Genomic DNA, 25811 nt, shown 5'->3' on the forward strand with positions numbered 1-25811 from the left:
TGTTAGCCGCTCCCACCCAACTCGCCATCATGCCTTTCCCCAATATTGATCCGGTGGCGCTGTCCATCGGTCCTCTGGCGATCCACTGGTACGGCATTGCCTATGTCGCGGGCATCATGCTCGGCTGGTTTTATGCCCGCCGCCTCGCCCGCACGGATCGCCTCTGGCCGAACGACACCTCGCCGATCTCGGCGCAGCATCTGGACGATTTCATCCTTTGGGCAGCCGGCGGCATCGTGCTTGGCGGGCGCATCGGTTACATCCTGTTTTACGATATGGCAGCCGTCGCCGCCAATCCCATCAGGGCGATCGAAATCTGGAATGGCGGCATGTCATTCCATGGCGGCCTGATCGGCACGACGATCGCCATGATCCTCTTCGCCCGCAGGAACGGCATTCCCGTCTGGAGCATGTTCGACGTCGTTGCCGCCGTCGCGCCCATCGGCCTGCTGTTCGGCCGTATCGCCAATTTCATCAACGGCGAATTGTGGGGCCGCATCGCCGATGTGCCATGGGCCGTCGTCTTCCCGACCGGTGGTCCCTTTGCGCGGCACCCGAGCCAACTTTATGAAGCCGGCCTCGAAGGTCTCGTGCTCGTCATCCTTCTGGCCATCGCCATCTATGCCTTCAGGGCATTGAAGACGCCCGGCGCCGTCACCGGCATCTTCGTGTGCGGTTATGCGCTGTCGCGTATCTTCGTGGAATTTTTCCGCGAGCCGGACGCCCAGATCGGTTATCTCGCCGGCAACTGGCTGACCATGGGCATGGTGCTTTCAACGCCGATGTTCCTTTTGGGCCTCTGGGCCATCCTGCGGGCACGCAGCGCGACAAAAAGCGCTTGAGCGGTATGATCGCCCATGACCACGCCGCTCGCGCAACGCATCAAATCCCTTATCCGGCTCAACGGTCCGCTCAGCGTCACCGACTTTTTCTCGCTGTGCCTCGCCGACCCTGAGCACGGTTATTACAAGAGCCGCGAGCCCTTCGGCCGCTCGGGTGACTTTATCACCGCGCCTGAAGTCAGCCAGCTTTTCGGCGAAATGCTCGGTGTTTTTGTCGTCCACGCCTGGCAGCGGCACGGCGCGCCGGCACAAACGCAGCTGGTGGAAATCGGCCCCGGCCGCGGCACCATGATGTCGGACATGCTGCGTGTCATCCGCCGCATCGCACCGCCGCTTTACGAAACGATGCAAGTGCATCTGGTGGAGACCAGCCCCCGCCTTTCCGCCATCCAGAAGGAAACGCTGGCCGCGCATGCGGATCGGCTGACCTGGCATGACAGTTTCGACGACGTGCCGGAGGGTTTCCTGCTGCTTGTCGCCAATGAGCTGTTCGATGCCATTCCAATCCGGCAATTCGTCAGGACGCCGCAGGGTTTCCGCGAGCGGGTCGTCAGCCTCGATGCCAATGATGAACTCGTCTTTTCAACGGGCCTTGCCAGCATAGACCCGGCCCTCTTGCCGCCGCAGCCCGAACGGCAAGCACCTGGCACCACATTCGAGATTTCCCCTGCCCGCGAAGCCGTGATGACCGCGATCTGCCAGCGCCTCTCGGCCCATGGCGGCACGGCGCTCGCCATCGATTACGGCCATCTGGTCGCCGGTTATGGCGATACGCTGCAGGCTATGCGCAACCACGCCTTCGACCCGCCGCTCGCCCATCCCGGCGAAGCCGACCTCACCAGCCATGTCGATTTCGAAAGCCTCGTGAAAACGGCCGAAGCGACCGGCGTGCATGTCAACGGCACCCTGAGACAGGGCGATTTTCTCTACGGCCTTGGCCTCAAGGAAAGGGCGGGCGCGCTTGCCGCCAAGGCAACACCCGACCAGACGCTTGAAATTGCCGAAGCGGTGAACCGCCTCGCCGGCGAAGGCGCCGGCAGGATGGGGGAACTTTTCAAGGTCATCGCCGTTTCAAGTCCCGCGCTTCATCTTCTGCCGTTTCGCGCGGTGGATTGACAGCGCAATCACCTCTGGGCCAACATCGCCACGACACACGAAGCAGGCACACTGCATCACACCGCCGTGCAATGCCGCGGCAACAGGAAACATCTCGCTTAATCCTGCTCAACTGGCCAACAGCGATATTCTCCAAGGAATTCCCACACCATGCAGAACGCAACGCTGCCGCTCCCCCTCCAGTCCCCCCTGCTCGTCGCCTTCGGTGAGAACCGCGTTCGCCACGGTTTCTTCACCCGGCAGGGCGGCGTCTCGGAAGGGCTTTATCAGGGCCTCAATGTCGGCCTCGGCTCCCACGACGAACCCGAAAAGGTGCAGGAAAACCGCCGGCGCGTGACGCAATGGTTCGGCCTTTCCCCAGAGCGCCTCGCCACCGTGCACCAGATCCATTCTCCGGATGTCCTCGTGGTCGATGAGACCTATGACGGCAACCGCCCGCAGGCGGACGCCATGGTGACGGCGACGCCGGGTTTCGTGCTTGGCGTGCTGAGCGCCGATTGCGGGCCCATCCTGTTTGCCGATGCGCAGGCGGGTGTCGTGGGTGCGGCCCATGCCGGCTGGAAGGGCGCATTGTTCGGTGTGCTCGAAAACACCATTGAGGCCATGACGAAGCTCGGCGCCAGCCGTGAACATATCGCCGCCTCGCTCGGTCCTTCGATCAGCCAGGATAATTATGAGGTCGGGCCGGAATATGTGGCGCGCTTCACCGATATCGATCCGGCCTATGCGAATTATTTCGCCGAAGCGGACAAGCAGGGACACGCGCTGTTCGACCTCAAGCAATTCACCATAGACCGCCTGACCAAGGCCGGCGTGAAGGCGGAAAATCTCGGCCTCTGCACCTATCCCGACGAAGAGCGCTTCTATTCCTACCGCCGCACCACCCACCGCGCCGAACCCGATTACGGCCGGCAGATTTCCGCAATCGCAATTCTGGAGGACTGATATGGCCCTGCACTTCGAGCTTTCGGAATTCGATGCCCGCCGCGAGCGGCTGCTCGCGAAAATGGCCGAGGAGAAGCTGGACGCCCTGCTGCTTTTTGCGCAGGAAAGCATGTATTGGCTGACCGGCTATGACACATTCGGCTACTGCTTCTTCCAGACGCTGGTGGTCAAATCCGACGGTTCCATGACGCTTCTCACCCGCTCGGCCGATCTGCGGCAGGCCCGCAATACCTCCATTATCGAAAATATCCTCATCTGGGTCGACCGGCCCAATGCCGACCCGACACTTGATCTCAAAAACCTGCTGAGCGACCTCGATCTGCTCGGCGCCAGGATCGGGGTGGAATACGACACCCACGGCATGACCGGCCGTGTCGCCCGCCTGCTGGACAACCAGCTTGCCAGCTTCTGCCAGATGAGCGACGCCTCCTATCTCGTCAGTACACTCAGGCTCGTCAAAAGCCCGGCCGAAATCGCCCACGCCCGCAAGGCGGGCAAACTCGCCGATGAGGCTCTGGATGCGGCATTGCCGCTCATCAAGCCCGGCGCCGACGAAGCCGCAATTCTCGCGGCGATGCAGGGCGCGGTGCTGGCGGGCGGCGGCGATTATCCCGCCAATGAATTCATCATCGGTTCCGGCGCGGATGCGCTGCTCTGCCGTTACAAGGCCGGCCGCCGCCGGCTCGATACCAGGGATCAGCTCACGCTGGAATGGGCAGGTGTCAGCGCCCATTACCATGCCGCCATGATGCGCACGGTGGTGATCGGCGAACAGGATTTCCGGCAGAAGGAGCTTTACAGCGCCTGCCTGCAAAACCTTACCGCCATCGAAGAGGTGCTGCGGCCGGGCAAGACCTTTGGCGATGTCTTCGACGTGCACGCCCGCGTGATGGACGAACGCGGATTGACCCGCCATCGGCTAAACTCCTGCGGTTATTCGCTGGGTGCGCGTTTCTCTCCCTCCTGGATGGAGCACCAGATGTTCCACGCCGGCAATCCGCAGGAAATCACCACCGACATGACGCTCTTTGTGCATATGATCGTAATGGATTCCGATTCCGGCACGGCCATGACACTCGGCCAGACCTATCTGACCACGGACAACGCCCCGGAACCGCTCTCGCGCCATAGCCTCGATCTTCTCACAGCTTAAATCGCCGCCGGGTTTGACAGAGCGGGAAAACCGCCCTTACAGTGCCGCCACCTTGGGCAAGAAGGAGCGGAACATGAGAGGGAAAATCGCATGAGCCGGATGGGGTTTGCACCCCTTTTCCCAGCCATCGCTGTTCCGGCGCTGGTGCTGGCCCTTTCGGGCTGCAACACGACGGAGGCGCTGACACCACAGGTGGATGTCGGCCACAACACCTCGCAATCGACACCGGTGACGCAAGGCGATCTTGACCAGATGGCCGCCGCCGCCGACCGCGCGCCCGCAGGCGCCCCGGCAACCGCGACCTCCGTGCCCGCCTATGCACCGCAGAATTCGTTGCAGGCGCAGGCACAGGCGCTTTCCAGCGGTAACCAGTATGGCGAACCGCTTCGCGAGAACCAGACCGCAGCCCAGCCCCCCGCTGCCGCTCAACCCGCACCCTCACAGCAGACGGCCTCACTCGCACCCGCAGGCGCTGGCAATTCCATCCGCTTCCTGCCGATCATCGGCGCGCCGGTTCAGGCGGTGACCCCGCTGTCACGCCAGCTCGGAGCCGAAGCGCGAGCCAAGGGGCTGACCATCCGCGCTTCAAACGACAATTCGGCCGAAAACATCCTGAAAGGCTATTTCTCCGCCTTCGCCGATGGCAGCAAGGTCAATGTCATCTACGTCTGGGACATTCTCGACGCCAATGGCGTGCGGCTTCACCGCCTGCAGGGACAGGAAACGGTGGCGGCAAGAGGCAGCGACCCATGGGCCGCCGTGACCGACAGGGTCATGCAGGATATCGCGGCAAAAACGCTGAACGACTATACGTCATGGAAGCAAACTCAACGCGGATGAGGTGAAACGGCGGGAGAAGTCACAGAGATTTCACGAAAATCATTGCGAAAGCGCGGAGTCCTCTTGCAATCGGAAGCAACAGCGCTATTAAGGCGCGCATGGCAACAAGGCGTATCCGGCAAAGGCTTTTCAGCCGGATGTTCCTCCCCTTGAACGACGCTTGGTTACGGCGGATTGAGCCCCGTGGCGCAAGGCGATGGCATGGAAACAGGCGGCCGCAATGAAGGTTTTCGCAGGCAATTCGAACCGGCACCTCGCCGAAGCGATCTGCAAGTATCTTAACGTTCCTCTCGGAAATGCCACTGTAAAGCGGTTTGCTGACCAGGAAATATTCGTAGAAATCAGCGAGAACGTGCGCGGCGAGGACGTTTTTATCGTCCAGTCCACCTCCTTCCCGGCAAATGATCATCTGATGGAACTGCTCATCATGATCGATGCCATGCGCCGCTCCTCGGCAAAACGTATCACCGCGGTGCTGCCCTATTTCGGCTACGCCCGCCAGGACCGCAAGGCCGGCCCCCGCACCCCGATTTCCGCCAAGCTCGTCGCCAATCTGATCACCGAAGCCGGTGCTGATCGCGTTCTGACGCTCGATCTTCACGCCGGCCAGATCCAGGGTTTCTTCGATATCCCCACCGACAATCTCTTCGCAGCCCCCATTCTCGCCCGCGACGTGAAGGACCATTACGACACCAACAATGTCATGGTCGTCTCGCCCGACGTTGGCGGCGTGGTCCGCGCCCGTGCGCTCGCCAAGCGCCTCGACTGTCTGCTGGCCATCGTCGACAAGCGCCGTGACCGTCCGGGCGAATCCGAAGTCATGAACGTCATCGGCGATGTCTCCGGCAAGGATTGCATCCTGATCGACGATATCGTCGATTCCGGCGGCACGCTCTGCAACGCCGCGGAAGCGTTGCTGAAAAAGGGCGCGACCAGCGTTACCGCCTATATCACCCACGGTGTGCTTTCCGGCGGCGCAGTTGCCCGCGTGGCTTCGTCAAAGCTGCGCGAACTCGTCATCACCGACAGCATCCAGCCGACCACCGGTGTCCAGTCCGCGCATAACATCCGCGTGGTCAGCACCGCAGGCCTGCTCGGCGAGGCAATCAACCGCACCGCGCAGGAACAGTCGGTTTCCGGCCTGTTCGACTGAACCACGATTTTTCGCACAGGATCGTTGCATCCCTGTCACCCCGGACTTGATCCGGGGTCCAGCGTGATCAAGTCTTTGATCGCAAAAGGGACTTCTCACGGCGCAGGTGCGCCGTGGCTGGATGCCGGATCCAGTCCGGCATGACGAGAAAAAAGCTTCTCAACTCACCGATGCTCCCTGCATGCGCAGAGATTAAAAATCTTCGTTCTGCGCCGTTCAGGAAGACGCCGCGCCCGCATCCGGCGGTCGTTGCAGGCGGGAGGCGGCGGCCTTGATTTTTGGCCACCAGCGCCGAACCCGCGTCAGGACGGCATGGCGCCCGTTGCGCCAAAGACTTACCGTATCGACTGCCACGGCATCACCGGTAAAAAGGTGACGGTGACGGCTTATCGCCAGTGCCCGATACAGAAACAACGTCGTCAGGGCGGAAAACAGGATGGACATCACCACATCGCTGAGGAAATGTCCGCCGGCCGCGATGCGAAGACCGGACATGAGAATGACTGCCCCGGCGGCAATGGCGCCGACCACCCACCGCCCATAGGGACGCAGGCGAGGCCAGACCAGCACGCAGAGCGGCAGGAAGAAGCTCGCGATCAGCGCGGTTTCCCCTGAGGAAAACGAACAGTTCGAATAACATTGCGTGCTGAACTGGAAAGACGGCGTGAACAGCTGGTGCCCGCCAAATTCGGTAACGCTGAACGGACGCGCGCGGCCGATCATCGCCTTCAGCAGGCCATTAACGAGGAGCCCAGCACAAAGGATCACCGGGCCACACAGGAACGCCCAGACTCGCCAGCCGGTTCGCTGCAGCGAACCGAGCCGCAGATTGCCGACGAGGACGAGGAAAGCCAGAAGCGTGGCGAGTTCCGTACCTTCGCGCAGCGTGTCGCGTAGCCATTCGGGAAAGGGCTCCCGACCGGGCCATGGCTGCCCCACCGGCGAAAAGAACAGGGCGGAAAACCTGAGATCGATGGAAGGGAAGGTCGCAAAAAGGATGACGAGCGCGAGCGCGGCGAGCGTCACCCAGATGGTGATCCGCATATGGGAGAGATCATTGTCCATTAGTGCCCTCCGGAATGCACTGCGGCGGCAGACGCCAGAGCCCGATTTCCCTGCCCTCGACAAAGCCCGGCCCGGCGGTCCAATGCGCAACCGGCGCTTCGCCGGCAAGGCAGGCCGGCAGGCCATCCGCGCTTGCCAGGAACAGGGGATTTTTGGCCTCCCCGGTTTTCAGCGGATAGAGAAGCGCATAGTGGCTGGAGGGCACACCGGTTTCCGGCAGCGCGCGCGTCATCACCTGTTTCTCATCCCGCAGCTGATAAAAAAGCTCGGCCAGAATGGAGCGGTCGGAAGCGACAATGGCATCCGCTCCCGCCTCACGCGCCCGCGAAAGGCCGGTCGACACCAGTTCGGAACGTCCGAGATATCGCTTCATCGCCAGTTCGCCGCTCGGGAGACGCAATTCCGTTCCGGCAATCGTCATCAGCGGCAGGGCGATCGCGACGATACCGCCGAGCACGAGGGTGGAAACGGTGAGCCAGCGTCGGGAGGCCAGCACCGGCACCGCCAGAAGCACGCCTGCCGCATAGGCCCCTACGGCCCAGTTGGCAAGCGCCCGCGACATCAGCCCCTGCGCCGTGATCAGCAGCACGATCGGCGCCGAAAGAGCGACCAGCGCACGGGCTTCAGCGGTCTTCGCACGGAAGGTCGCGATGATCATGCCTACAAAAACGAACGGTCCGACGACACCCGCCTGCGAGAAGAAGAACTCCAGCGCAGAACCGATTTTCAGCTGGACGCCGTGCCAGTTCGCATTGTCGGCCGTGTGGCGTGCGGTCATGAAATCATGCGCAGCGTTCCACCAGAGATTGGGCGCGATGATGACAAGGCAGACCAGCGCGGCGACCGCCGCGTCGCGCAGCCGGATGCGCCAGCCCACGCAAAGCCAGCCTGCGGCAATGAAGCAGGGCAGAAAATAGATCATCGCATATTTCGACATCAGCCCGAGGCCGAAACACAGGCCGAGCAAAAGGCTCCAGAGCGTCGCCGCCCTGCCCTCGCCACGGGCCTGCGCCAGCTTGCGCACCTAGATCATCGACAGCACGATGAACAGCATCATCGGCGTGTCGGTGGAAATCAGCAGGCTGCCGAGCGTCACGGCCGGCAGGGTCAGGTAGACGAGCGCGGCCAGCGAAGCGAGCCTCGCATCATAAATCATCCGCCCGAGCACAAGGATGCCCGCTGCCGCGACGCCATGCACCACGGGTGCTGCAAGCCGAACCTGAAAAGTGCCCTCGCCGCCGCCCAGAATAGTGGCCGCGCGAATGAGCCAGCCGATCAGCGGCGGCTTGGAATAGGCACCGAGAGCCATCTCCCGGCCCCATAACCAATATTGCGCCTCATCGACGAAAAGATCGGTACGGTTGAAGGCAAGTCCGAGGACGCGCAGCGCCGTCACGAGCACGATCGCCGCAAGCGCCAGCGTCATCCATTGACGCTGTTCGCCTGTCTGCCCCTGGGCGAGCACCGCCCGGTCATGCATGCTGGCGGCGTTCTGCATGGATCAACCAGAGATTTCGGGCATAGATGAAGAGGCCGGAGGCTTGCCCCAGAATGAAGACCGGATCGCGCCGCCAGACGGCATAGGACAAAAGCACCAGACCGCCGAGAATGGAAAAATACCAGAAGGCCACCGGAATGACGGAGCGGTTGGCCCGTTCCGAGGAAATCCATTGAACCAGAAAACGCATGGTGAACAACATCTGGCCCATGAAGCCAGTGCAAACCCATGCGAACTCTCTCCAGCTGTTCACATGCAGCATGGACCATAAAGCCGGTGCATTCACGGCAATGTCTCCGTTTTGAAGGTTTCGGCCCAGCTTGCCCGCTTGCGCCGGCGCAGCAGCCAGGCAACGCCGATCAGATCGTGGATGCCGACAAGCGCGCGGCCGATATTGGTGTAATGGGAATTGCCGTGCAGCCGCGCGCGATGCGTGACGTCGACATGGGCGACCTGCCAGCCGTCGCGATTGAAAAGCGCCGGGAAATAGCGGTGGTGGTGGTCGAAATAGGGCAAGGCGAGATAGGCGTCGCGGCGGAAGGCCTTGAGGCCGCAGCCGGTGTCACGCGTGCCGTCCTTCAATATCCGCGCCCGCAGCCCATTGGCGAAGCGCGAGGAAAGGCGTTTTCCAAGCGTATCGCGCCGGCCGACGCGCTGGCCGGCCACGAGGCCAAGCCGGTTCGGTGCAGTGGCGGAAAGAAGGGGCGCGAGAAGAGCCGGCAGATTGTCCGGTGGATTCTGTCCGTCTCCATCCAGCATGCAGATGATCGGAGCACGCGCCGCCTGCACGCCGCTGTGGATCGCCGCCGATTGCCCGCCCTGACGGTCATGCCGGACGAGCCGCAGCATCGGATAACGGTCGCCGAGCGAAAGCACCATGTCGACCGTGCGGTCGGAAGATGCATCGTCCACCACCACGATCTCGAAGCGACCGACAGGCTGACAGGCAGCCACGATCTCCGCCACAAGCGTCTCGACGCTCGCTTCCTCATTGTGCATGGGCACGACAACGGCAAAATCCGGGTTCGGTCTCACGCTGGCTCCGTCATATCCGTCCGCAGGGGCTCCGCAGGTATCCGTGATATTGACGAGAGAAGAAGGGCGAAAAGCTTGCATGAACATGAACAACCGTTGAGCTTCACCCGATATGCGCCCGTTCCATTGCAGTTTTATTACGGAAAATGGGCCAGTGGCGGCCGCTCATTTTTTCACGGCATGCGGGAAATAATCGTACAATTCGCAACTCCTTTAACGCGGCCGTAAACAATTTTTGCCACGGTGTGGCCACGTTTTTTGGGGGGAGGGAAACAGGATGCCGGGTGGAAATCCGACTGCTGTCAAAGCTAAATCATTGTCAATCAAGGCCAAATTTGCAGCGCTCGTGACGGGCGCAACGCTGATTTCCTGCCTGTCCGTGGGGCTTCTGTCCTACGAGATGGGCAAATCGGGCCTGATCGACGCCAGCGAAATAAGGCTCGAAACGGTTGCGGGAAACCAGTCCAAGCAGCTTGACGCCTATACTTTGCGTGTCGAACAGAGCATTTCCGAGCTGTCGCAAAACGCCGCGATCGCCCAGGCACTGGAAACCATGACCACCGTCGTGCCGACGGAAAAGGATGCGATCATCCAGGCTTTCCGCCGCGAAGGCGTTTCCGAGGAGGAGCGCGCCTCCTTCAACGGTGAAGGATTGCGACTGCTCTACGCCATCCGCCACGCGACCATCAATGCCGCCATCGCCAGCGTCTGGCGCAATACCCGCGTCAGCGACATCTATGTCATCGACAAGAACGGCCTCATTATCTATTCCGTGACCAAGGGAAAGAACTTCCTGACCAATGTGACGGAACCGCAGAACGCGGCGATCAAGGACCTGTTCGAGCGCATCGAAGCCGGCAAGGACGGCGTCGTCAGCACCACCGGCTTCAGCGGCAGCGCCGATGATTCGGCCATGGTCGGCATGCCGCTCGCCGTCTCCAACTGGGGCCAGCTGCAGCGTAAGGGCGCCGTCATCATGCGCATCGCCGCCGATCGCATCGGCGCGGTCGTCACCCCTGAAGAAACCGGCAAGACCATCGATGACGCCGTTCTTCTTAGCGCGGAGGGCAAACGCCGCGCGGGCGTGCTTTCGGGCGGTCCGGATGCCGCCGTTTCCGAAAATCTTGCGGCCCTTTCGCGCACAAGTGACGCCGGAACGGTGATGGCGCAGACGCCTGCCGGCAATATCTTTTATGCCTATCGCCCGGTCACCGTGTTTGGTCAGAAGCATCTGCTTGCCATCGGCCAGCAGGAGAGCAAGGTACTGGCCGCCGCCAACGATCTCGCCTTCTGGGCAACCGTTGCAACACTTGCCGTGCTTGCGATCATGACGCTGATCGGCATTTTTGTGTCCGCGAGCCTCACCAAGCCATTGACCGGCCTTGCCGGATTGATGGAGCGCCTCAACGGCGGTGAGAACAATATCGAGATCAAGGCGGTTTCCCGCGGCGATGAAATCGGCACCATGGCGCGCGCGCTGGAATCCTTCCGTCAGGGCATTCTGGACAAGCAGCGCATGGAAACCGAAGCCCATCGCAAGGGCGAGGAGCTGGACGAGGAACGCGCCCAGCGCGAAATGGAAAAGGCAAGAAGCGCGAAAGAACTGGAAGAGGCCGTCGATGCACTTGCGACCGGTCTTGCCAATCTGGCCGCCGGCAGGCTCGATCTTCGCATCGAAAAATCCTTCGTGCCGTCGCTCGATCATCTGCGCATCGACTTCAACAATTCCATGGCCGGGCTGGAAGCGACGATTTCCAATATCGGCGAAAGCGCCAACGCCATCCGCTCCGGCTCCGGCGAACTGAAGAGCGCATCGGAGGACCTGTCGCGTCGCACCGAACGCCAGGCGGCGGCGCTTGAGGAAGCGGCGGCGGCGCTCGGAGACATGACGCAGGCCGTCAATCTCTCACTGTCGCGTTGTAATGTCGCCGTCGAGGCGACGGCGGGCACGATGCAGGACGCCCACAAGTCCACGGCGGTCGTGAAAGAAGCGATCGTCGCCATGGAACGTATCGAGACCTCTTCGGCCAAGATCCGCCAGATCATCGACGTCATCGACCAGATCGCCTTCCAGACCAACCTTCTGGCGCTGAATGCCGGCGTGGAAGCCGCGCGCGCCGGCGAAGCCGGAAAGGGCTTTGCCGTTGTGGCGCAGGAAGTCCGCGAACTGGCCCAGAAATCGGCAGCCGCCGCGCGTGACATCACGACGCTGATCGCCACCTCGGCGGGCGATGTGGAAAGCGGCGTGGCGCTGGTGCTGAAGACCGGCGAAAGCCTGGAGCAGATCCAGAAACGCATCCAGTCGGTCAACGACCAGATCGGCGAAATCGCCACCGCCTCGCGTGAACAGTCCGGCCGCCTCAGCGAGATCAACGCCTCGGTCAACGAACTCGACCATGTCACGCAGCAGAACGCGGCGATGGTGGAGGAAACCACGGCCGCAGCCTTCTCGCTGGCAAGCGAGGCGGATGGCCTGACCGAACAGGTGGGGCAGTTCTCAGTGGGTGACACCCGGCATGGGGACCAGTGTTACGCGGCATAAGCCGCAAGGAAAAAAGGCCGGAGGCAAAACCTCCGGCCTTTTATTTTGCTTAAAACTCCGATCCGGGCTCCCAGGGGCCGAAGCCCCTGGGAACACGCCGGCGACCCGGCACCGTTGCCCTCGCCGGCTTCCGGGGAGGACCTCAGAAGAAACCGACCTTGTTCGGGCTGTAGGAAACCAGCAGGTTCTTGGTCTGCTGGTAATGATCGAGCATCATCTTGTGGGTCTCGCGACCGATGCCCGACTGCTTGTAACCACCAAAGGCCGCACCCGCCGGATAGACGTGATAGCAGTTCGTCCACACGCGGCCCGCCTCGATGCCGCGGCCCGCCCGGTAGGCGATATTGGTGTCGCGGCTCCAGACGCCGGCACCCAGACCGTAAACCGTGTCATTGGCAATTTCGAGCGCCTCTTCCACCGTCTTGAAGGTGGTGACGGAAACGACAGGACCGAAGATTTCCTCCTGGAAAATCCGCATCTTGTTGTTGCCTTCAAAGACGGTCGGCTGGATGTAATAACCATCCTTCAGGTCGCCCGTCAGCGTCTTGCGGTCGCCGCCGGTCAGAACCCTGGCGCCTTCCTTCTTGCCGATCTCCAGATAGCTCATGATCTTGTCGAACTGTTCCTGTGAGGCCTGCGCGCCCAGCATGGTCGACGGATTGAGCGGATCGTCCTGGCTGATCGCCTGAACACGCCTGATGGCTTTCTCCATGAAGCGGTCATAGATCGATTCATGCACCAGAGCACGTGAGGGGCAGGTGCAGACCTCGCCCTGGTTCAGCGCAAAGAAGGCAAAACCTTCGAGCGCCTTGTCGAGGAAGGCATCGTCCTCGTTCATCACGTCGGCAAAGAAGATGTTCGGCGACTTGCCGCCCAGCTCCAGCGTGATGTTAGTGACGTTGTCAGCCGCATAACGCATGATTTCCTTGCCGACCGATGTGGAACCGGTAAAGGCGATCTTGGCGATGCGGTTGCTCTGTGCCAGCGGCTTGCCGGCTTCAAGGCCCGTGCCGTTGACGATGTTGAGGACACCGGGCGGCAGAAGATCTTCGATCAGCTCCATTACGATGAGAATGGAGGCCGGGGTCTGTTCCGCCGGCTTCAGCACCACACAATTGCCGGCGGCAAGCGCAGGCGCCAGCTTCCACGCAGCCATCAGGATCGGGAAGTTCCACGGAATGATCTGGCCGACGACACCGAGCGGTTCATGGAAGTGATAGGCAACCGTGTCGTTGTCGATTTCACCGATCGTGCCTTCCTGGGCGCGGATGCAGCCTGCGAAATAACGGAAATGGTCGATCGTCAGCGGAATATCCGCATTGGTGGTTTCGCGCAGTGGCTTGCCATTGTCCCAGGTTTCAGCCCGGGCGATGAGGTCGAGATTGTCTTCGATACGCTGGGCGATCCTGAGCAGGATGTTGGAGCGTTCCGTCACGCTCGTCTTGCCCCATTTTTCGCGGGCCTTGTGGGCGGCATCCAGCGCAAGCTCGATGTCGGCTGCATCCGAACGCGGCACTTCGCAGATCTTGTGGCCGGTCACCGGTGAGAGATTGTCCATGTAGCGGCCGGATTTCGGCTCCACCCATTTGCCGCCAATGTAATTGCCGTATTTCAGCTTGAAGGGCGCTTCGCCCGCTTTCTGCTGAACCTGAATGTTCATGATTTCATCCTCCCTGATGAAAACGATCCTGAGCGGACCGCATGGGAGGAAGGTGAGCCTAGATAGCGCGGTTCGGTAGAGGGGCGGCGCGGTTCCGCAGCGCACATTGTCTCACATCTGCGACAAAGCCGCCTCGATCCGGCGTGATCGGCCGGATCGCGCGTCTGCGGGCCTTAATGCACGTCGAATTTCTTCATCTTGCGATGAAGCGTGGCGCGGCTGATGCCGAGCAACGAGGCGGCCTGCGTGACATTGCCGTTGGTGCGCGACAGGACGCGACGGAGCGCGGAACGTTCCGCTTCCGCAAGGTCGGAGCCGCTGTCGTGGCGCTGTTCCTGCAGAATATCCGCGGCCGGCAGACCCTGCGCGATCCGGGCATCATCAAGCTTCAGCGCAAGACGCGCTGCCCGCGTGGCACCCAGCACGAGATCGTCCTGATCCACAGCCAATAGCGAGAGCGCCGCACCGAAACCGCTCGGCACAACGACGATGCGCGCACCGGGAAAGGCGCGGCGGAAAAGATTGCCTTCGATACGCTGCGCCGCATCCTTCACCGCCTGGGTGACGAAGGAGAAGGTCATCTCGTTAATATCGTCACGGCAAGTGGAAATATCGAGCGCGCCCGTCACCCGGCCGGTATGGTCGCGGATGGGGGCGGTGGTGCAGCAGAGTTCGGTGTTCGAGGTGAAGAAATGCTGGTCGCGATAGACCACCACCGAGCGCTCATCCACCAGTGCGGTGCCGATACCGTTGGTGCCCACGCTCTCTTCGCTCCAGACGGCCCCGTTCCAGAGGCCAAGCGCCCGGAAGTCGCGGTCATCACCGGAAGCACCACGCCGCTCCAGCGCAACACCCTGCGCGTCGGTCAGAAGCAGGCAGCAGCCGGATTTGCCGACACTGTGAAAAATGCGGTCCAGCTCATCCGTGCTTTCAGCGATCAGACCGGCGGCACTTTCGCGGGCGCGGCGAAATTCAATCTCGCTGAGAAAGATCGGCTTGCGGTTTTCCTCCGGCGCAAGACGGTGCTTGACCATGCAGCGCCGCCACGAGGCGATAATCGGGGAACTTGCGGCCGCKGAACGGTGACGTGCTGTTTCATACACGCGTTCCGCATGGGCGATGTCTGTCGGCATACGCTCCTCCCAAAGCTTTTATGCGATGGTGCGCTGGAAGCGTTCATGTTTCAACAAAAAATTTCGCGACCGCCCTGCCCCGAGCAACCGCCGACTGCACCGGACTAGCGAACCGCCTTGATATAACGCCGGCCGGAGCTCTCTTCCGTTTCATCCTCCGCCGAGAGAAACGTGTCGTCCACGAGATTGGCGATGGAGGTCAACGGACCGGGCTTGCCGAAAAAGAAGCCCTGCACCTGCAGGCAACCTTCACGCCGCAGGAATTCAATATGGGCCTTCGTCTCCACACCTTCCGCAAGCACCGGAATATTGAGGCTGTGCGCCAGAATGAGCGTCGAGCGAACGATCGCCTCCGACTGCACATTGGTCGACAGGCCATCGATGAAGGCACGGTCGATCTTGATCTTGTCGAAAGGGAAGCTCTGCAGGGTCGAGAGCGAAGAATAGCCCGTGCCGTAGTCGTCCATGGCGATCTTGACGCCGAGCGCCTTGAGTTTGCGGATGGTGACGAGCGCGTGGCGATGGTCGGCGATGATGCTGCCTTCGGTGATTTCCAGCTCGAGCCTTTCCGGCGCAAGTCCCGTTTCGGCAAGAATTCTCTCGACCTTGTCGGGGAAATCATTATCCGCAAGCTGCTGCGGCGCGACGTTGACGGCAATGGCGAGTGACTTTTTCCACCGCGCGGCCTGCGCGCATGCATCTCTCAGAACCCATTCGCCCAGTTCGACGATGAAGCCGGTCTGTTCGGCGATCGGAATGAATTCGACGGGAGAGACCATGCCGCGTTCGGGATGTTTCCAGCGCAAAAGCGCCTCGAAACCGACAATGCTGCCGCTCTTGGTGTCGTTCTGCTGCTGGTAATAAAGCTCGAACTCGTTATTGGCGAGGCCGCTGCGCATGGCGATGGCAAGCGCGTTGCGCTCGCGTGCGGCCTCGTCCATGGATTTGTCATAAAAGCAGATCGTGTCCGAAGTGCCACTTTTTGCCCGGTACATGGCAACATCGGCCTGCGCCATCAGCGTATCGGCATCGATGGAGCCGGTGTTGCGGACCGATATGCCGACGCTTGCACCAACCGAAAATGTCTGGCCGTTCCATTCGACCGGCCTGCTGATCTGCTCGATCAGCCGCTGTGCGAATTCCGCGCCGTCGGCCCGGGTGTAATAGGAATGGGTCATCGCGACGAATTCATCGCCGCCCATGCGCGCCAGGAATTCCCCGGCCTTCAGCACGGAACTCGCCCGGTCGGCGATGGCGCGCAGGACGGCGTCACCGGCTGCATGACCATGCACGTCATTGATTTCCTTGAAACGGTCGAGATCGATCGACAGAAGCGCGGTATGCGCGCCGGTGGAGATATGGCGCGTGCGGCGGTTGAGATGTTCGATGAAGGCCGCGCGGTTGGGAATGCCCGTCAGCGGATCGTGCAACGAAAGATGGCGATAGCGAGCAACCGCCTGCTGGGTGGACTGGGCGTCGATGACATAGGTGGAAAGCCCAAGCGCCAGAAGCAGCAGCGTCACGGCGATAGCGCCTCCACCCATGATGGCCGGCGGCAGCAGATTTTCCGGAATGACGATGCGCGGATCGAAGGCGAAGGACATGGAGGACATGCCGGTGTAATGCATCGAGGCAATGGCCAGGATGAGAAACGCCACCGCGCTATATTGGCAGAAACGGTTGAGGGGCCGGGCAATACGATTGACTGCGATTGCGCCCAGTACCGCCCCGAACACCAGCGAGGCGATGACATAGGCCTGATCCCAGAAGATCATGCCCTGAACATTGTAGGCCGCCATGCCGGTATAATGCATGGCCGCAATGCCGAGGCCGAGGATCATCCCGCCGGCTTCCACCAGCACGCTGCGCCCGCCATAGGCGGAAATGCCAAAACCGGCAGTCGTCGTGGTAATGGCGATGAGAAGCGACAACCCGGTCAGATAGGGATCGTAACCCACGTCACCCGCGGCATTGTAACCCAGCATCGCCACGAAATGGGTGGTCCATATCGCCGCGCCGCCATTGACACCCGCTAGAAACAGCCAGTTGACCTTCTGCACCCCCGTCGCCAGCCGCGCTTTCGAAAAAAGCCGCATCGAAACGAAGCTTCCCAGCATGCAGACGAAGACCGCTGCGGCGGTGTAGCGATAATCGTGATCGATGGTGAGGCACTGGAGAACTTTGAGCATTGTTATCTACGCAATTGGAATTTTGCGAAGACCTATCATTCGCCAAGTTTTCACCCGGTTTATATGCATGGATAAGCATAAATTAAATTTTTCACCATTTGCGCGAATTAGAAAATACTAATTAAATCTTTGCGTAGTATGCCGCAAAAAGATCCGGGCCTTGTCTTTATGTCCCGTTTGTATTATAGCGCCCGCACCCGTGTAGACACCCTTGGAGGCAACGCGGGTGGGATGGCTTAAAGGCCTCCCCAGTTCAGAGCCCGCGGGCATGAACTCTCCATATAACCTCGAAAGGAATTGCCATGAGCAAAGAATCGTATGAGCTCAAGGCCGAGGCGCGCGAACGAGTTGGTAAGGGGTCCTCTCGTGAACTTCGCCGCAACGGTTTGATTCCCGCTGTCATCTATGGTGACAAGCAGGCCCCCATTTCCATCGCCCTGTCGACCAACGAAGTCACCAAGCGTATCCACGGCGGCGGCTTCATGACGACGGTTGCGATCATCGACGTCGACGGCCAGAAGATCAAGGTTCTGCCGAAGGACTACCAGCTTGATCCGGTCCGCGACTTCACCATGCACGTCGACTTCCTGCGCGTTTCGGGCAACACGCTCGTCAACGTTGAAGTTCCGGTTCACTTCGTCAACGAAGAAAAGTCGGACATCAAGATCGGCGGCGTTCTGAACATCGTTCGTCACACGGTCGAGTTCCACTGCCCGGCCAACGACATTCCGGAATTCATCACGGTTGATCTCGCTGGTCTGAAGATCGGCGACAACGTGCACATTTCGAATGTGAAGCTGCCGAAGAACATCACGCCGGTTATCGCCGACCGTGACTTCACGATCGCAACGATCGTTGCTCCGGCTGGCGGCGTTGCAGAAGAAACGACTGAAGAAGCTTCCGGGGAATAATCGGCAGCCGCAAGGCTGAAAAGCTTTGAAGAATGAGGCCCGTTCCGGTTTCGGAACGGGCCTTTTAGTTTTTATGAACTTTAAAACCAGAAAGCCCACCCGCCGCTTACGATGCGGAACCTGTTTCAGCCTCGATTAACACTTCCATGAAACGATACCCTTGCGCTGTCGTGGAAACACCGGCCGGATTGAGAAATAGCGCGGGAGAACATGGCTTTTGCCGAAAATTCCGCAAATCCACTCCGGGCGGAAGAAGCGGAGCGCAGCAATTCAGGGGCAAAGGGTAGCTGCAATCGAATGGCTCATTCCGTCGAAAGTCGCTTTATCGCGATTGTTTCCGGCGCACTTCTTACAGTGGTCGCCCCGCTCTTTACGCTATTGTTGACGCTTTCCTATCACGAAGCCATTCGCAGCCAGCGCAACCATCTTGAGATTCTGCTGTCGACCAATGCGCAGGCGCTTGCCCGGCCCCTGTGGGATCTCGATGACGACACCATCAACCAGATTACCGGAACCCTCATCTCCGACCCCGTGATCCGCATGGTCGAGGTCAAGGATACTTCCGGCCAGCTCGACATCGTCCAGACCGCCGGCAGCGACATCATCCAGGATGCAGCCTCGACGACGCGCGAGGTGACCTACAAGACCACGAAGGGCTCCGTCACCGTCGGGCAGCTGACGGTCTATTATGACAATGTCAGCCTTCTGACCTCTCTCAGCCGCACCGAACTGGCCTTCATCACCATTTTCATTCTCGCGGTACTCACCATCGTTCTTGCCGCCATTGCCGGCAATCGCTTCATGGTCATCCGCCCGCTGATGCGGCTGGCAGCGGCAATAGAGGCAACACGCCGCCTCGGCTCCCGTCACCATGTCGACTGGCGCTCGAAGGACGAGATCGGCCGGCTGGCGAAAAGCTTCAACGAAATGCAGACCCAGCTCGAAAAGGAAGAGCTGGAGATCAAGAATGCCCACGAGCGGAAGACGGAAATCTATAACCGCACGCCCGCAATGCTGTTCTCGCTCGACAGGCACGACCGGATCGCCGCCGTCAGCGATTATTGGGTACAGGCGACCGGCTACGACCGCACCAGGATACTTGGCCTGAACTTCGCCGATCTCATCCATCCCGATGACCGCCCGCTGTTCCAGCAGCGCAAGGCAACACCTGCCTCACCCGAGGTTTCGCATAACGGCATCACCGTACGCTTCCATTGCAGGGAAGGCAGCGTCATGGACGCGCTCATCCTCGAAAAACCTCTCGATTCCGGCGATGCCGCCCAGCAAAGCACATGCCTTTGCGTCATGACGGATGTGACCGAACTGCGCCAATCGGAAAAGCGCAACCGCCAGCAGGCCATTTCCGACCATCTGACCGGTCTCTTCAACCGTCAGGGTTTCGAGGCGATCCTCGACCTGCAGATCCGCGATGCGGACCGCAATGGCAGCGAACTGGCCTGCCTGTTCATCGACCTCGACCGTTTCAAAGCCATCAACGACAATCTCGGCCATGCGGCGGGTGACGCTGTTCTCAAGCAATTCACGCTGAAACTCGAACCTCTGCTGACGCCGCTCGACAGCGCGTCGCGGCTCGGTGGCGACGAATTTGCCATTCTGCTGGCCGGCGACAAGGTGGAGGAGCACGCCCTGCAATTCTGCGAGCGCATCTGCGCCATGCTGGATACGCCTTTCGAGATCGAGAACAACAGCATCCGTCTCAGCGCCAGCATCGGCATGGCGGTCTATCCTTTGCATGCCTCCAGCGCCTCTGAGCTTTTGCAGAATGCCGACATGGCCATGTATACCCGCAAAAGAACGGGCAAGAACGGTTCGCAGGTCTTCGACAGCTCGATCATGGACCGGGCACGCGAACATGCGGAGCTTGAGCGGGATATCGCGCAGGCGCTTTCCGAGGGCTGGTTCGAAGCCTATTTCCAACCCATTCAAGACCTCTCAACCGGCCAGACGGCAGGTTTCGAGGCGCTGCTGCGTCTCAACCATCCGGACAAGGGATTGCTCTCCCCGGCCGCGATCGTCAGCCTTGCCGAAGAAAACGGTACCATTCAACGCATCGGCAACCTCATTCTCGATCAGTCGATCGCCAATCTCGCGAAGCTGTCGCGCCTGCCGGGCATGGAACAAACCTATGTGGCGGTGAATTTTTCGCCGCTGCAATTCGAACCGGGATTGCCGACGCGCATCGCCGGCGTGCTGCACCGCCACGGCATTATCCCCGGACGGCTGGTCATCGAGATCACAGAAGCCGTCATCATGAAGGACGATCCGCAAATCCGGGCGATCCTCAACGCCATTCACCAACTCGGTTGCCGCATCGCGCTCGATGATTTCGGCACGGGTTATTCCTCGCTCAGCTATCTCAGCCGCTTTCCGGTCGATATCGTCAAGATCGATCAGTCCTTCACCCGCTCGATCTGCGACGACAGGATGGAAATCAGGCAGCGCAACCGCATGCTGGTCGAAGGCATCGCGGCCATCTCGCACAAGATGAACTGCGTCGTCATCGCCGAAGGCGTCGAGACGGAAGAGCAGAAGGAGCTTTTGAGCGAAATAGGCGCGGATTTCGGACAGGGTTATTTCTTCGCACGCCCGCAACCGATCCAAAGGCTGATCGCCGCATTCGATGCCGCACCCGAACAGAACCGTGCCATGGCACGACAAGCATGAACCGGTGATGACATCATGGGATTGATCCGCCTCTGCCTGATCTTTCTTACCCTCGCCACGCCGGCCGGCGCGGCCAAGCTCTTCCTGACGACCGAGGTCTATCCGCCTTACAATCTGCAGGCCAGCGACGGCAGCGTGCGTGGTGTCTATTTTGACCAGCTCAAGATCGTGCTCGAGGACACCGGCACCAGTTATGAAGTTGCCGTCATGCCCTGGGCGCGGGCCATCGCATTGGCCACGACACAGGCCATGCACTGCGTCTTCGCCACGGCGAGAACGCCCGAGCGGGAAAAGCTCTTCAAATGGGTTGCACCTATCCACATCGACCGCAATATTCTCGTGGCACGCCGCGAGGCGAATATCGAGGCTTCCAGCCTTGAGGAGGCCAGAAAGTACCGGGTGGGAACCCAGCGGGGCGACTATACCGAAACGCTGCTCCAAAAACTCGGTTTCCCGCAGGTGGATGTGGGCGCCGACTTCGAGATCACGCTCAACAAGCTGCAACTTGGCCGCATAGACCTCATGCCCATGTCCGAAAGCACCTTCAAGGGCCTGCCGGAGAATACCTTCAGGGAGGTTATAACGCTCACCCGGCAACAGCTTGGCCTTGCCTGCAACAAAAGCGTTCCCGACGAAGTCATCGCGAAATTGCAGGCCCGGCTGGACAGGCTGATCGCTGACGGAACGCAACAGAAGATATTCGACCACTACAATCTCGTCAGCCCCTGAGAGGCTGCCCACGTCCCGCAGATCCATAAAAAGATTGACAGCAGGCGCTTTTCGGGGTGGTGACAACAGCATCAACCGGCAAAATGCGGACATGCCCCATGAAGATCATCGCAGGACTTGGTAATCCCGGCGCGCAATATGCGGGAAACCGCCACAATATCGGCTTCATGGCTGTCGATGCGCTGCAGCGCCTTCCCTCCTTTGCGCCCTGGTCGAAGAAGTTCAAGTCGGAGATTTCCGAAGGCGAGATCGGCGGTGAAAAGGTTCTGCTGATGAAGCCGCTCACCTATATGAACCTGTCCGGCGAATCCGTCGGCGAGGCGATGCGCTTCTTCAAGCTTGCGCCGGCGGATATCATCGCCATTCATGATGAACTGGATTTGCCGGCCGGCCGCGCGCGCATCAAGACGGGCGGCGGTCATGGCGGCCATAACGGCCTGAAATCGCTGGACGCCCATTGCGGCAAGGAATACCGCCGCCTGCGCCTCGGCATCGGCCATCCCGGCGACAAGGAGCGGGTGCACGGCCATGTGCTCGGCGATTTCGCCAAGGCCGACCACGTCTGGCTCGATCCGCTGCTGGATGCCATTGCCGACAATGCCGCCATGCTGGTGAAGGCCGAGGATGCGCAACTGATGAACAAGCTGGCGCTCGCGACAGGCAGCAAGCCGGAGACGGAAAAACCGGTAAAGGCCGCCAAGCCGGCAGCGCAGTCTCACATCCATCAGGCGCGCAACAGCGCCCAGCCGAAAAAACTGCCGGAAACCGGGCCCATGGCCGAGATGCTGAAGCGGATGTTCAGCAAGAAGGACTAGACCACATATGTCTTCCGATACCATTGCCCTGCGCGAGGCCGGCCCCGGCGACCTGCCCGCTCTGCTCGCACTTTACCGGGCGCTCAATCCATCGGACCCGCATTTGACGATGCAAGAGGCAAGCACGGCTTTCGCCGCCATGCTCACCCAGCCCGGCCTGACCGTGCTTCTCGCCACGGACAACGGGGAAGCCGTCGCAACCGCCACGCTTCTGATTGTTCCGAACCTGACCCGCACCGCCCGCCCCTATGCACTCGTTGAAAACGTGGTGACACTGGAGGCCCGTCGCGGTCGAGGATATGGTCGCGCGGTCGTGCGCCACGCCATCAAGACCGCCTTTGCCGCGGACTGTTACAAGGTGATGCTGCTTACCGGCCGTGAACGCCCGGAAGTCCACGCCTTCTACGAAAGCTGCGGCTTTGTGCAGAACAAGACCGGCTTTCAGATCCGGCAGGACTAGGGCGTAACGCGTCCCTCATTCCCGTGCTTGTCACAGCAATGAGGATCGAACTCCGTATTGTGAACGGACAACGTATCGGGCTCGGCAACTCTTGCCCCCCCAATAAAAGCCCTCACTCCTCCGGCTCGGTCGTGAACATCAGCGGAAACCCCGCCTCCTTGCCGAGATCGGTCGCCTCCTTGGCCTTGGTCTCGGCGATATCACGCGCGCAGACGACGACCACGGCGCTGCCGAAGCGATGCGCCGTCATCATTACCCGGTGGCCGGTTTCCTCGCTCATGCGGAAGACGGCTTTCAGCACCACGGTCACGAATTCACGCGGCGTATAGTCGTCATTCAGCAGAATGACCTTGTAGAGCTTCGGACGCTCCAGCTTCGGTTTGACTTTCGGTTTCGGCTTGAGATCGACAGGGCCGTCACTCATCATCGCCGCTCATCATGCTCGTTCATGGGGAAATGCCCCTGGATGACGAAAGATCACTCGTTTGACCCGCATATATTGCACCGCAACCGCGCTATCGGCAACCCTGCCCTAAATTCCGCAGCTTTCGCCGGGCTTTGCCTGCCCAAATCGGCTCGCGGGCTTGACCTTGCCCTGCCCTTTCCGCAAAAGGCTCCTCAACGAATTCTTTCAAACGGACAGGTTTCAAGCCATGGGCTTCAAATGCGGTATCGTTGGATTGCCAAATGTCGGCAAGTCCACCCTCTTTAACGCGCTGACGAAAACGGCCGCCGCACAGGCCGCCAACTATCCCTTCTGCACCATCGAGCCGAATACCGGTGAAGTGGCGGTTCCGGATGCACGCATGAAAACCCTCGCCGACATTGCCGGCTCGAAGGAAATCATCCCCACCCGCATCTCCTTCGTCGACATCGCCGGCCTGGTGCGCGGCGCATCGAAGGGCGAAGGCCTCGGCAACCAGTTCCTCGCCAATATCCGCGAAGTCGACGCCGTGGTGCACGTTCTGCGCTGCTTCGAGGATGACGACATCACCCACGTCGAAGGCCGCATCAACCCGGTGGCCGACGCCGAAACCATCGAGACCGAGCTGATGCTCTCCGACCTCGAAAGCCTTGAGCGCCGCACGGAACAGACCCGCAAGCGCGCCACCGGCAAGGACAAGGAATCGCTGGCGCAGCTGCCGTTGATGGAAGCCTCGCTGAAGCTTCTTAATGAAGGCAAGCCGGTTCGCACCCTGCTCTCCACGCTCGATGCCGAGGAGCTGCGCATCCTTCAGGGTCTCAACCTCCTGACCGCGCATCCGGTTCTCTACGTCTGCAATGTCGCCGAAGGCGACGCCGTCGACGGCAACGAGCACACCAAAGCGGTTGCCGAAATGGCCAAGGCCCAGGGCGCAGAATCCGTCGTCATCTCAGCGGCGATCGAATCCGAAGTGGCACAGCTTCCCGATGAAGAGGCGAAGGAATTCCTTTCCGCCCTCGGCCTCGAAGAAGCAGGCCTCGACCGCCTGATCCGCGCCGGCTATAAGCTGCTCGATCTCATCACCTATTTCACCGTCGGCCCGAAGGAATGCCGCGCCTGGACCATCGAGCGCGGCACCAAGGCCCCGCAGGCCGCCGGCGTCATCCATTCGGATTTCGAACGCGGCTTCATCCGCGCCAACACCATCGCCTATAACGACTACGTTGCCTTCAAGGGTGAAGTGGGCGCCAAGGAAGCCGGCAAGGCCCGTGATGAAGGCAAGGAATATGTGGTTCAGGACGGCGACGTCATCCACTTCCGCTTTAACACCTGATCTCGTTTGAAGGCCGCGGGCAGCCGGGTAGTTTCTTTCGAAGCGCTGAGGGCGCAGACATAGCCGCTTGTTTCTTCTCCCCGCCGGGGAGAAGGTGGCCTGAAGGGTCGGATCGGGGGCAAGCTCTCCGAACATCTCCACCCTCGCCCCGCTGTCGCGACCTTCTCCCCTCGGGGAGAAGGCGAAAAGCGCACCCGCCGCTCAAAACTCCCTGCCAATGCAATATAGCCGCACCCTCAATTTGACCTTTACGTAAAAGGAAAAATCCTCTTAGATGCGCCGACACTGACTGTGCGAAGGGAGGAAACCATGGCGCCGGTCGCGACGTATACCTATGAGGATTTTTCCGTTGGGCGGGAATTTCCCCTTGGCCCACAATCGGTCTCGGCGGAACAGATTATCGCCTTCGCCAGCGAGTTCGACCCCCAGCCCATGCATCTTTCCGAAGAGGCCGGCCGCCGGAGCATTCTCGGCGGGCTGGCAGCGTCCGGCTGGCACACCTGCAGCCTGCTGATGCGGATGATGGCGGACAGCTATATCGCCAACTCCACCTCGCAGGGCAGCCCCGGCATCGATTATGTCGACTGGAAAAAGCCGGTTCTGGCGGGTGATACGCTTTCGGGAAAATCCATCGTGCTGGAACAACGGCAATCCGGTTCCCGGCCGGGAATCGGCCTCGTGAAATTCCGCCACGAGCTTTATAACCAGCGTGGCGTTCTGGTGTCGCACGGCGAAAACACCGTGATGTTCCTGATGCGCGCGAATGGAGGCGTTGCGGCATGAGACTGGCAGAACTCTCCCCGATCGGCGAACGCGTCACTCTCGATACGCTGCATTTTTCCGCCGAGGACATTATTCGCTTTGCCCGCGATTTCGATCCGCAACCCTTTCATCTCGACGCCGAGGCAGCCAAGAACAGTGTTTTCGGCGCGCTTTGCGCTTCCGGCTGGCATACGGGCGCGGGCTGGATGAAATCCTTCCTGTCCCATTGGGCAAAGGAAGTGAAGAGGTTGAAGCTACAGGGCCTCGAACCGCCGAAACTCGGCCCATCCCCGGGCTTCCGCGAGCTCAAATGGAAAAAGCCGGTTTTTGCCGGGGATGACGTAACCTATTTCGTGACCCTGCTCGATACCCGGCCGCTGGAATCGAGACCCGGCGTCTGGCTGAACACCACGTTCAACGAAGGCGTCAACCAGTCAGGGGAAACGGTGCTGACCTTCCAGAGCGGGGTTCTGGAATTCGAATAAAGCGAGCCCGGGGCATACCATCACGATTTGCCCCGG

General features: G+C 60.6%; 22 protein-coding genes and 1 pseudogene. 15 read left to right on the forward strand and 8 right to left on the reverse strand.

What is annotated here, in order from left to right; translation table 11 throughout:
- The first annotated feature begins 29 nt into the window (after window positions 1-29).
- From lgt to QD336_RS08490, 6 genes are all read left to right on the forward strand, one after another.
- A complete protein-coding gene (gene lgt, locus QD336_RS08465) occupies window positions 30-842 on the forward strand; it encodes a prolipoprotein diacylglyceryl transferase (protein ID WP_499170365.1) in 813 nt (270 codons plus the stop codon).
- A 15-nt stretch (window positions 843-857) separates the two neighbouring features.
- The gene (locus tag QD336_RS08470; RefSeq protein ID WP_269340540.1) at window positions 858-1958 is read left to right on the forward strand and encodes a class I SAM-dependent methyltransferase; all 1101 of its coding nucleotides are present in this window, start codon (window positions 858-860) and stop codon (window positions 1956-1958) included.
- A gap of 150 nt (window positions 1959-2108) precedes the next feature.
- On the forward strand, window positions 2109-2903 hold the full coding sequence (pgeF, locus tag QD336_RS08475) for a peptidoglycan editing factor PgeF (RefSeq protein ID WP_499170218.1): 795 nt from the start codon (window positions 2109-2111) through the stop codon (window positions 2901-2903).
- 1 nt (window position 2904) lies between these two features.
- Window positions 2905-4056 (forward strand): M24 family metallopeptidase, encoded by a 1152-nt coding sequence (locus tag QD336_RS08480; protein ID WP_499170219.1) that lies wholly within the window; start codon window positions 2905-2907, stop codon window positions 4054-4056.
- Between the two features lie 90 nt (window positions 4057-4146).
- Window positions 4147-4896: a hypothetical protein gene (locus tag QD336_RS08485; protein WP_269340537.1), complete on the forward strand. Its 750-nt coding sequence runs from the start codon at window positions 4147-4149 to the stop codon at window positions 4894-4896.
- A 220-nt stretch (window positions 4897-5116) separates the two neighbouring features.
- Complete coding sequence (locus QD336_RS08490) at window positions 5117-6049, forward strand: ribose-phosphate pyrophosphokinase (RefSeq protein ID WP_003522877.1); 933 nt, start codon at window positions 5117-5119, stop codon at window positions 6047-6049.
- 216 nt (window positions 6050-6265) lie between these two features.
- Here QD336_RS08490 and QD336_RS08495 read toward each other — a convergent pair whose 3' ends face one another.
- The 4 genes and pseudogenes from QD336_RS08495 to QD336_RS08510 all read right to left on the reverse strand — a co-directional run bounded on the left by QD336_RS08495 (window position 6266) and on the right by QD336_RS08510 (window position 9734).
- Window positions 6266-7114: a phosphatase PAP2 family protein gene (locus tag QD336_RS08495; protein WP_499170222.1), complete on the reverse strand. Its 849-nt coding sequence runs from the start codon at window positions 7112-7114 to the stop codon at window positions 6266-6268.
- Window positions 7104-8612: pseudogene (locus tag QD336_RS08500) on the reverse strand (ArnT family glycosyltransferase). Before QD336_RS08500 ends, QD336_RS08495 begins: the two are co-directional and overlap by 11 nt.
- Window positions 8587-8874 carry a lipid-A-disaccharide synthase N-terminal domain-containing protein gene (locus QD336_RS08505; protein WP_269341380.1) on the reverse strand — a complete coding sequence of 96 codons (288 nt, stop codon included), beginning with the start codon at window positions 8872-8874 and terminating at the stop codon, window positions 8587-8589. Before QD336_RS08505 ends, QD336_RS08500 begins: the two are co-directional and overlap by 26 nt.
- Before the next feature lie 20 nt (window positions 8875-8894).
- A complete protein-coding gene (locus QD336_RS08510; protein ID WP_499170224.1) occupies window positions 8895-9734 on the reverse strand; it encodes a glycosyltransferase family 2 protein in 840 nt (279 codons plus the stop codon).
- A 190-nt stretch (window positions 9735-9924) separates the two neighbouring features.
- Between QD336_RS08510 and QD336_RS08515 the strand changes: the two genes are divergently transcribed.
- On the forward strand, window positions 9925-12189 hold the full coding sequence (locus QD336_RS08515) for a methyl-accepting chemotaxis protein (RefSeq protein ID WP_499170226.1): 2265 nt from the start codon (window positions 9925-9927) through the stop codon (window positions 12187-12189).
- Window positions 12190-12331: 142 nt separating this feature from the next.
- Here QD336_RS08515 and adh read toward each other — a convergent pair whose 3' ends face one another.
- The 3 genes from adh to QD336_RS08530 form a co-directional block, all read right to left on the reverse strand.
- Entirely contained in the window at window positions 12332-13849 is a 1518-nt protein-coding gene (gene adh / locus QD336_RS08520; protein ID WP_499170228.1) for an aldehyde dehydrogenase, read from the reverse strand.
- A gap of 173 nt (window positions 13850-14022) precedes the next feature.
- Window positions 14023-14982: a helix-turn-helix domain-containing protein gene (locus tag QD336_RS08525; protein ID WP_269340531.1), complete on the reverse strand. Its 960-nt coding sequence runs from the start codon at window positions 14980-14982 to the stop codon at window positions 14023-14025.
- Window positions 14983-15086: 104 nt separating this feature from the next.
- A complete protein-coding gene (locus QD336_RS08530; RefSeq protein ID WP_269340530.1) occupies window positions 15087-17171 on the reverse strand; it encodes a putative bifunctional diguanylate cyclase/phosphodiesterase in 2085 nt (694 codons plus the stop codon).
- Between the two features lie 302 nt (window positions 17172-17473).
- On the opposite strand from QD336_RS08530, the gene QD336_RS08535 reads away from it, so the two are divergent.
- From QD336_RS08535 to QD336_RS08555, 5 genes are all read left to right on the forward strand, one after another.
- Window positions 17474-18082: a 50S ribosomal protein L25/general stress protein Ctc gene (locus QD336_RS08535; RefSeq protein WP_269340529.1), complete on the forward strand. Its 609-nt coding sequence runs from the start codon at window positions 17474-17476 to the stop codon at window positions 18080-18082.
- Between the two features lie 297 nt (window positions 18083-18379).
- The gene (locus QD336_RS08540) at window positions 18380-20767 is read left to right on the forward strand and encodes an EAL domain-containing protein (protein ID WP_499170229.1); all 2388 of its coding nucleotides are present in this window, start codon (window positions 18380-18382) and stop codon (window positions 20765-20767) included.
- Window positions 20768-20782: 15 nt separating this feature from the next.
- Window positions 20783-21496, forward strand: coding sequence for a substrate-binding periplasmic protein (locus QD336_RS08545; protein WP_499170231.1), 714 nt, complete (start codon window positions 20783-20785; stop codon window positions 21494-21496).
- Window positions 21497-21594: 98 nt separating this feature from the next.
- Window positions 21595-22311 carry an aminoacyl-tRNA hydrolase gene (gene pth, locus QD336_RS08550; RefSeq protein ID WP_499170233.1) on the forward strand — a complete coding sequence of 239 codons (717 nt, stop codon included), beginning with the start codon at window positions 21595-21597 and terminating at the stop codon, window positions 22309-22311.
- A gap of 7 nt (window positions 22312-22318) precedes the next feature.
- Complete coding sequence (locus tag QD336_RS08555) at window positions 22319-22771, forward strand: GNAT family N-acetyltransferase (protein ID WP_499170234.1); 453 nt, start codon at window positions 22319-22321, stop codon at window positions 22769-22771.
- 112 nt (window positions 22772-22883) lie between these two features.
- Here QD336_RS08555 and clpS read toward each other — a convergent pair whose 3' ends face one another.
- On the reverse strand, window positions 22884-23195 hold the full coding sequence (gene clpS / locus QD336_RS08560; protein WP_269340524.1) for an ATP-dependent Clp protease adapter ClpS: 312 nt from the start codon (window positions 23193-23195) through the stop codon (window positions 22884-22886).
- 229 nt (window positions 23196-23424) lie between these two features.
- On the opposite strand from clpS, the gene ychF reads away from it, so the two are divergent.
- The 3 genes from ychF (at window position 23425) to QD336_RS08575 (ending at window position 25775) form a co-directional block, all read left to right on the forward strand.
- A complete protein-coding gene (gene ychF / locus QD336_RS08565; RefSeq protein ID WP_269340523.1) occupies window positions 23425-24528 on the forward strand; it encodes a redox-regulated ATPase YchF in 1104 nt (367 codons plus the stop codon).
- Between the two features lie 309 nt (window positions 24529-24837).
- Window positions 24838-25311 carry a MaoC family dehydratase gene (locus QD336_RS08570; RefSeq protein WP_499170236.1) on the forward strand — a complete coding sequence of 158 codons (474 nt, stop codon included), beginning with the start codon at window positions 24838-24840 and terminating at the stop codon, window positions 25309-25311.
- On the forward strand, window positions 25308-25775 hold the full coding sequence (locus QD336_RS08575) for a MaoC family dehydratase (RefSeq protein ID WP_269340521.1): 468 nt from the start codon (window positions 25308-25310) through the stop codon (window positions 25773-25775). Before QD336_RS08570 ends, QD336_RS08575 begins: the two co-directional genes overlap by 4 nt.
- Window positions 25776-25811: the final 36 nt, after the last annotated feature.

Source organism: Rhizobium sp. BR 250, assembly GCF_047445855.1.
GTDB classification, from domain to species: Bacteria; Pseudomonadota; Alphaproteobacteria; order Rhizobiales; family Rhizobiaceae; genus Agrobacterium; species Agrobacterium tumefaciens_I.

Coding starts and splice junctions, on each gene's coding strand:
- lgt (WP_499170365.1), top strand. CDS start 30: ATGCCTTTCCCCAATATTGATCCGGTGGCGCTGTCCATCGGTCCTCTG.
- QD336_RS08470 (WP_269340540.1), top strand. CDS start 858: ATGACCACGCCGCTCGCGCAACGCATCAAATCCCTTATCCGGCTCAAC.
- pgeF (WP_499170218.1), top strand. CDS start 2,109: ATGCAGAACGCAACGCTGCCGCTCCCCCTCCAGTCCCCCCTGCTCGTC.
- QD336_RS08480 (WP_499170219.1), top strand. CDS start 2,905: ATGGCCCTGCACTTCGAGCTTTCGGAATTCGATGCCCGCCGCGAGCGG.
- QD336_RS08485 (WP_269340537.1), top strand. CDS start 4,147: ATGAGCCGGATGGGGTTTGCACCCCTTTTCCCAGCCATCGCTGTTCCG.
- QD336_RS08490 (WP_003522877.1), top strand. CDS start 5,117: ATGAAGGTTTTCGCAGGCAATTCGAACCGGCACCTCGCCGAAGCGATC.
- QD336_RS08495 (WP_499170222.1), bottom strand. CDS start 7,114: ATGGACAATGATCTCTCCCATATGCGGATCACCATCTGGGTGACGCTC.
- QD336_RS08505 (WP_269341380.1), bottom strand. CDS start 8,874: ATGCTGCATGTGAACAGCTGGAGAGAGTTCGCATGGGTTTGCACTGGC.
- QD336_RS08510 (WP_499170224.1), bottom strand. CDS start 9,734: ATGTTCATGCAAGCTTTTCGCCCTTCTTCTCTCGTCAATATCACGGAT.
- QD336_RS08515 (WP_499170226.1), top strand. CDS start 9,925: ATGCCGGGTGGAAATCCGACTGCTGTCAAAGCTAAATCATTGTCAATC.
- adh (WP_499170228.1), bottom strand. CDS start 13,849: ATGAACATTCAGGTTCAGCAGAAAGCGGGCGAAGCGCCCTTCAAGCTG.
- QD336_RS08530 (WP_269340530.1), bottom strand. CDS start 17,171: ATGCTCAAAGTTCTCCAGTGCCTCACCATCGATCACGATTATCGCTAC.
- QD336_RS08535 (WP_269340529.1), top strand. CDS start 17,474: ATGAGCAAAGAATCGTATGAGCTCAAGGCCGAGGCGCGCGAACGAGTT.
- QD336_RS08540 (WP_499170229.1), top strand. CDS start 18,380: ATGGCTCATTCCGTCGAAAGTCGCTTTATCGCGATTGTTTCCGGCGCA.
- QD336_RS08545 (WP_499170231.1), top strand. CDS start 20,783: ATGGGATTGATCCGCCTCTGCCTGATCTTTCTTACCCTCGCCACGCCG.
- pth (WP_499170233.1), top strand. CDS start 21,595: ATGAAGATCATCGCAGGACTTGGTAATCCCGGCGCGCAATATGCGGGA.
- QD336_RS08555 (WP_499170234.1), top strand. CDS start 22,319: ATGTCTTCCGATACCATTGCCCTGCGCGAGGCCGGCCCCGGCGACCTG.
- clpS (WP_269340524.1), bottom strand. CDS start 23,195: ATGAGTGACGGCCCTGTCGATCTCAAGCCGAAACCGAAAGTCAAACCG.
- ychF (WP_269340523.1), top strand. CDS start 23,425: ATGGGCTTCAAATGCGGTATCGTTGGATTGCCAAATGTCGGCAAGTCC.
- QD336_RS08570 (WP_499170236.1), top strand. CDS start 24,838: ATGGCGCCGGTCGCGACGTATACCTATGAGGATTTTTCCGTTGGGCGG.
- QD336_RS08575 (WP_269340521.1), top strand. CDS start 25,308: ATGAGACTGGCAGAACTCTCCCCGATCGGCGAACGCGTCACTCTCGAT.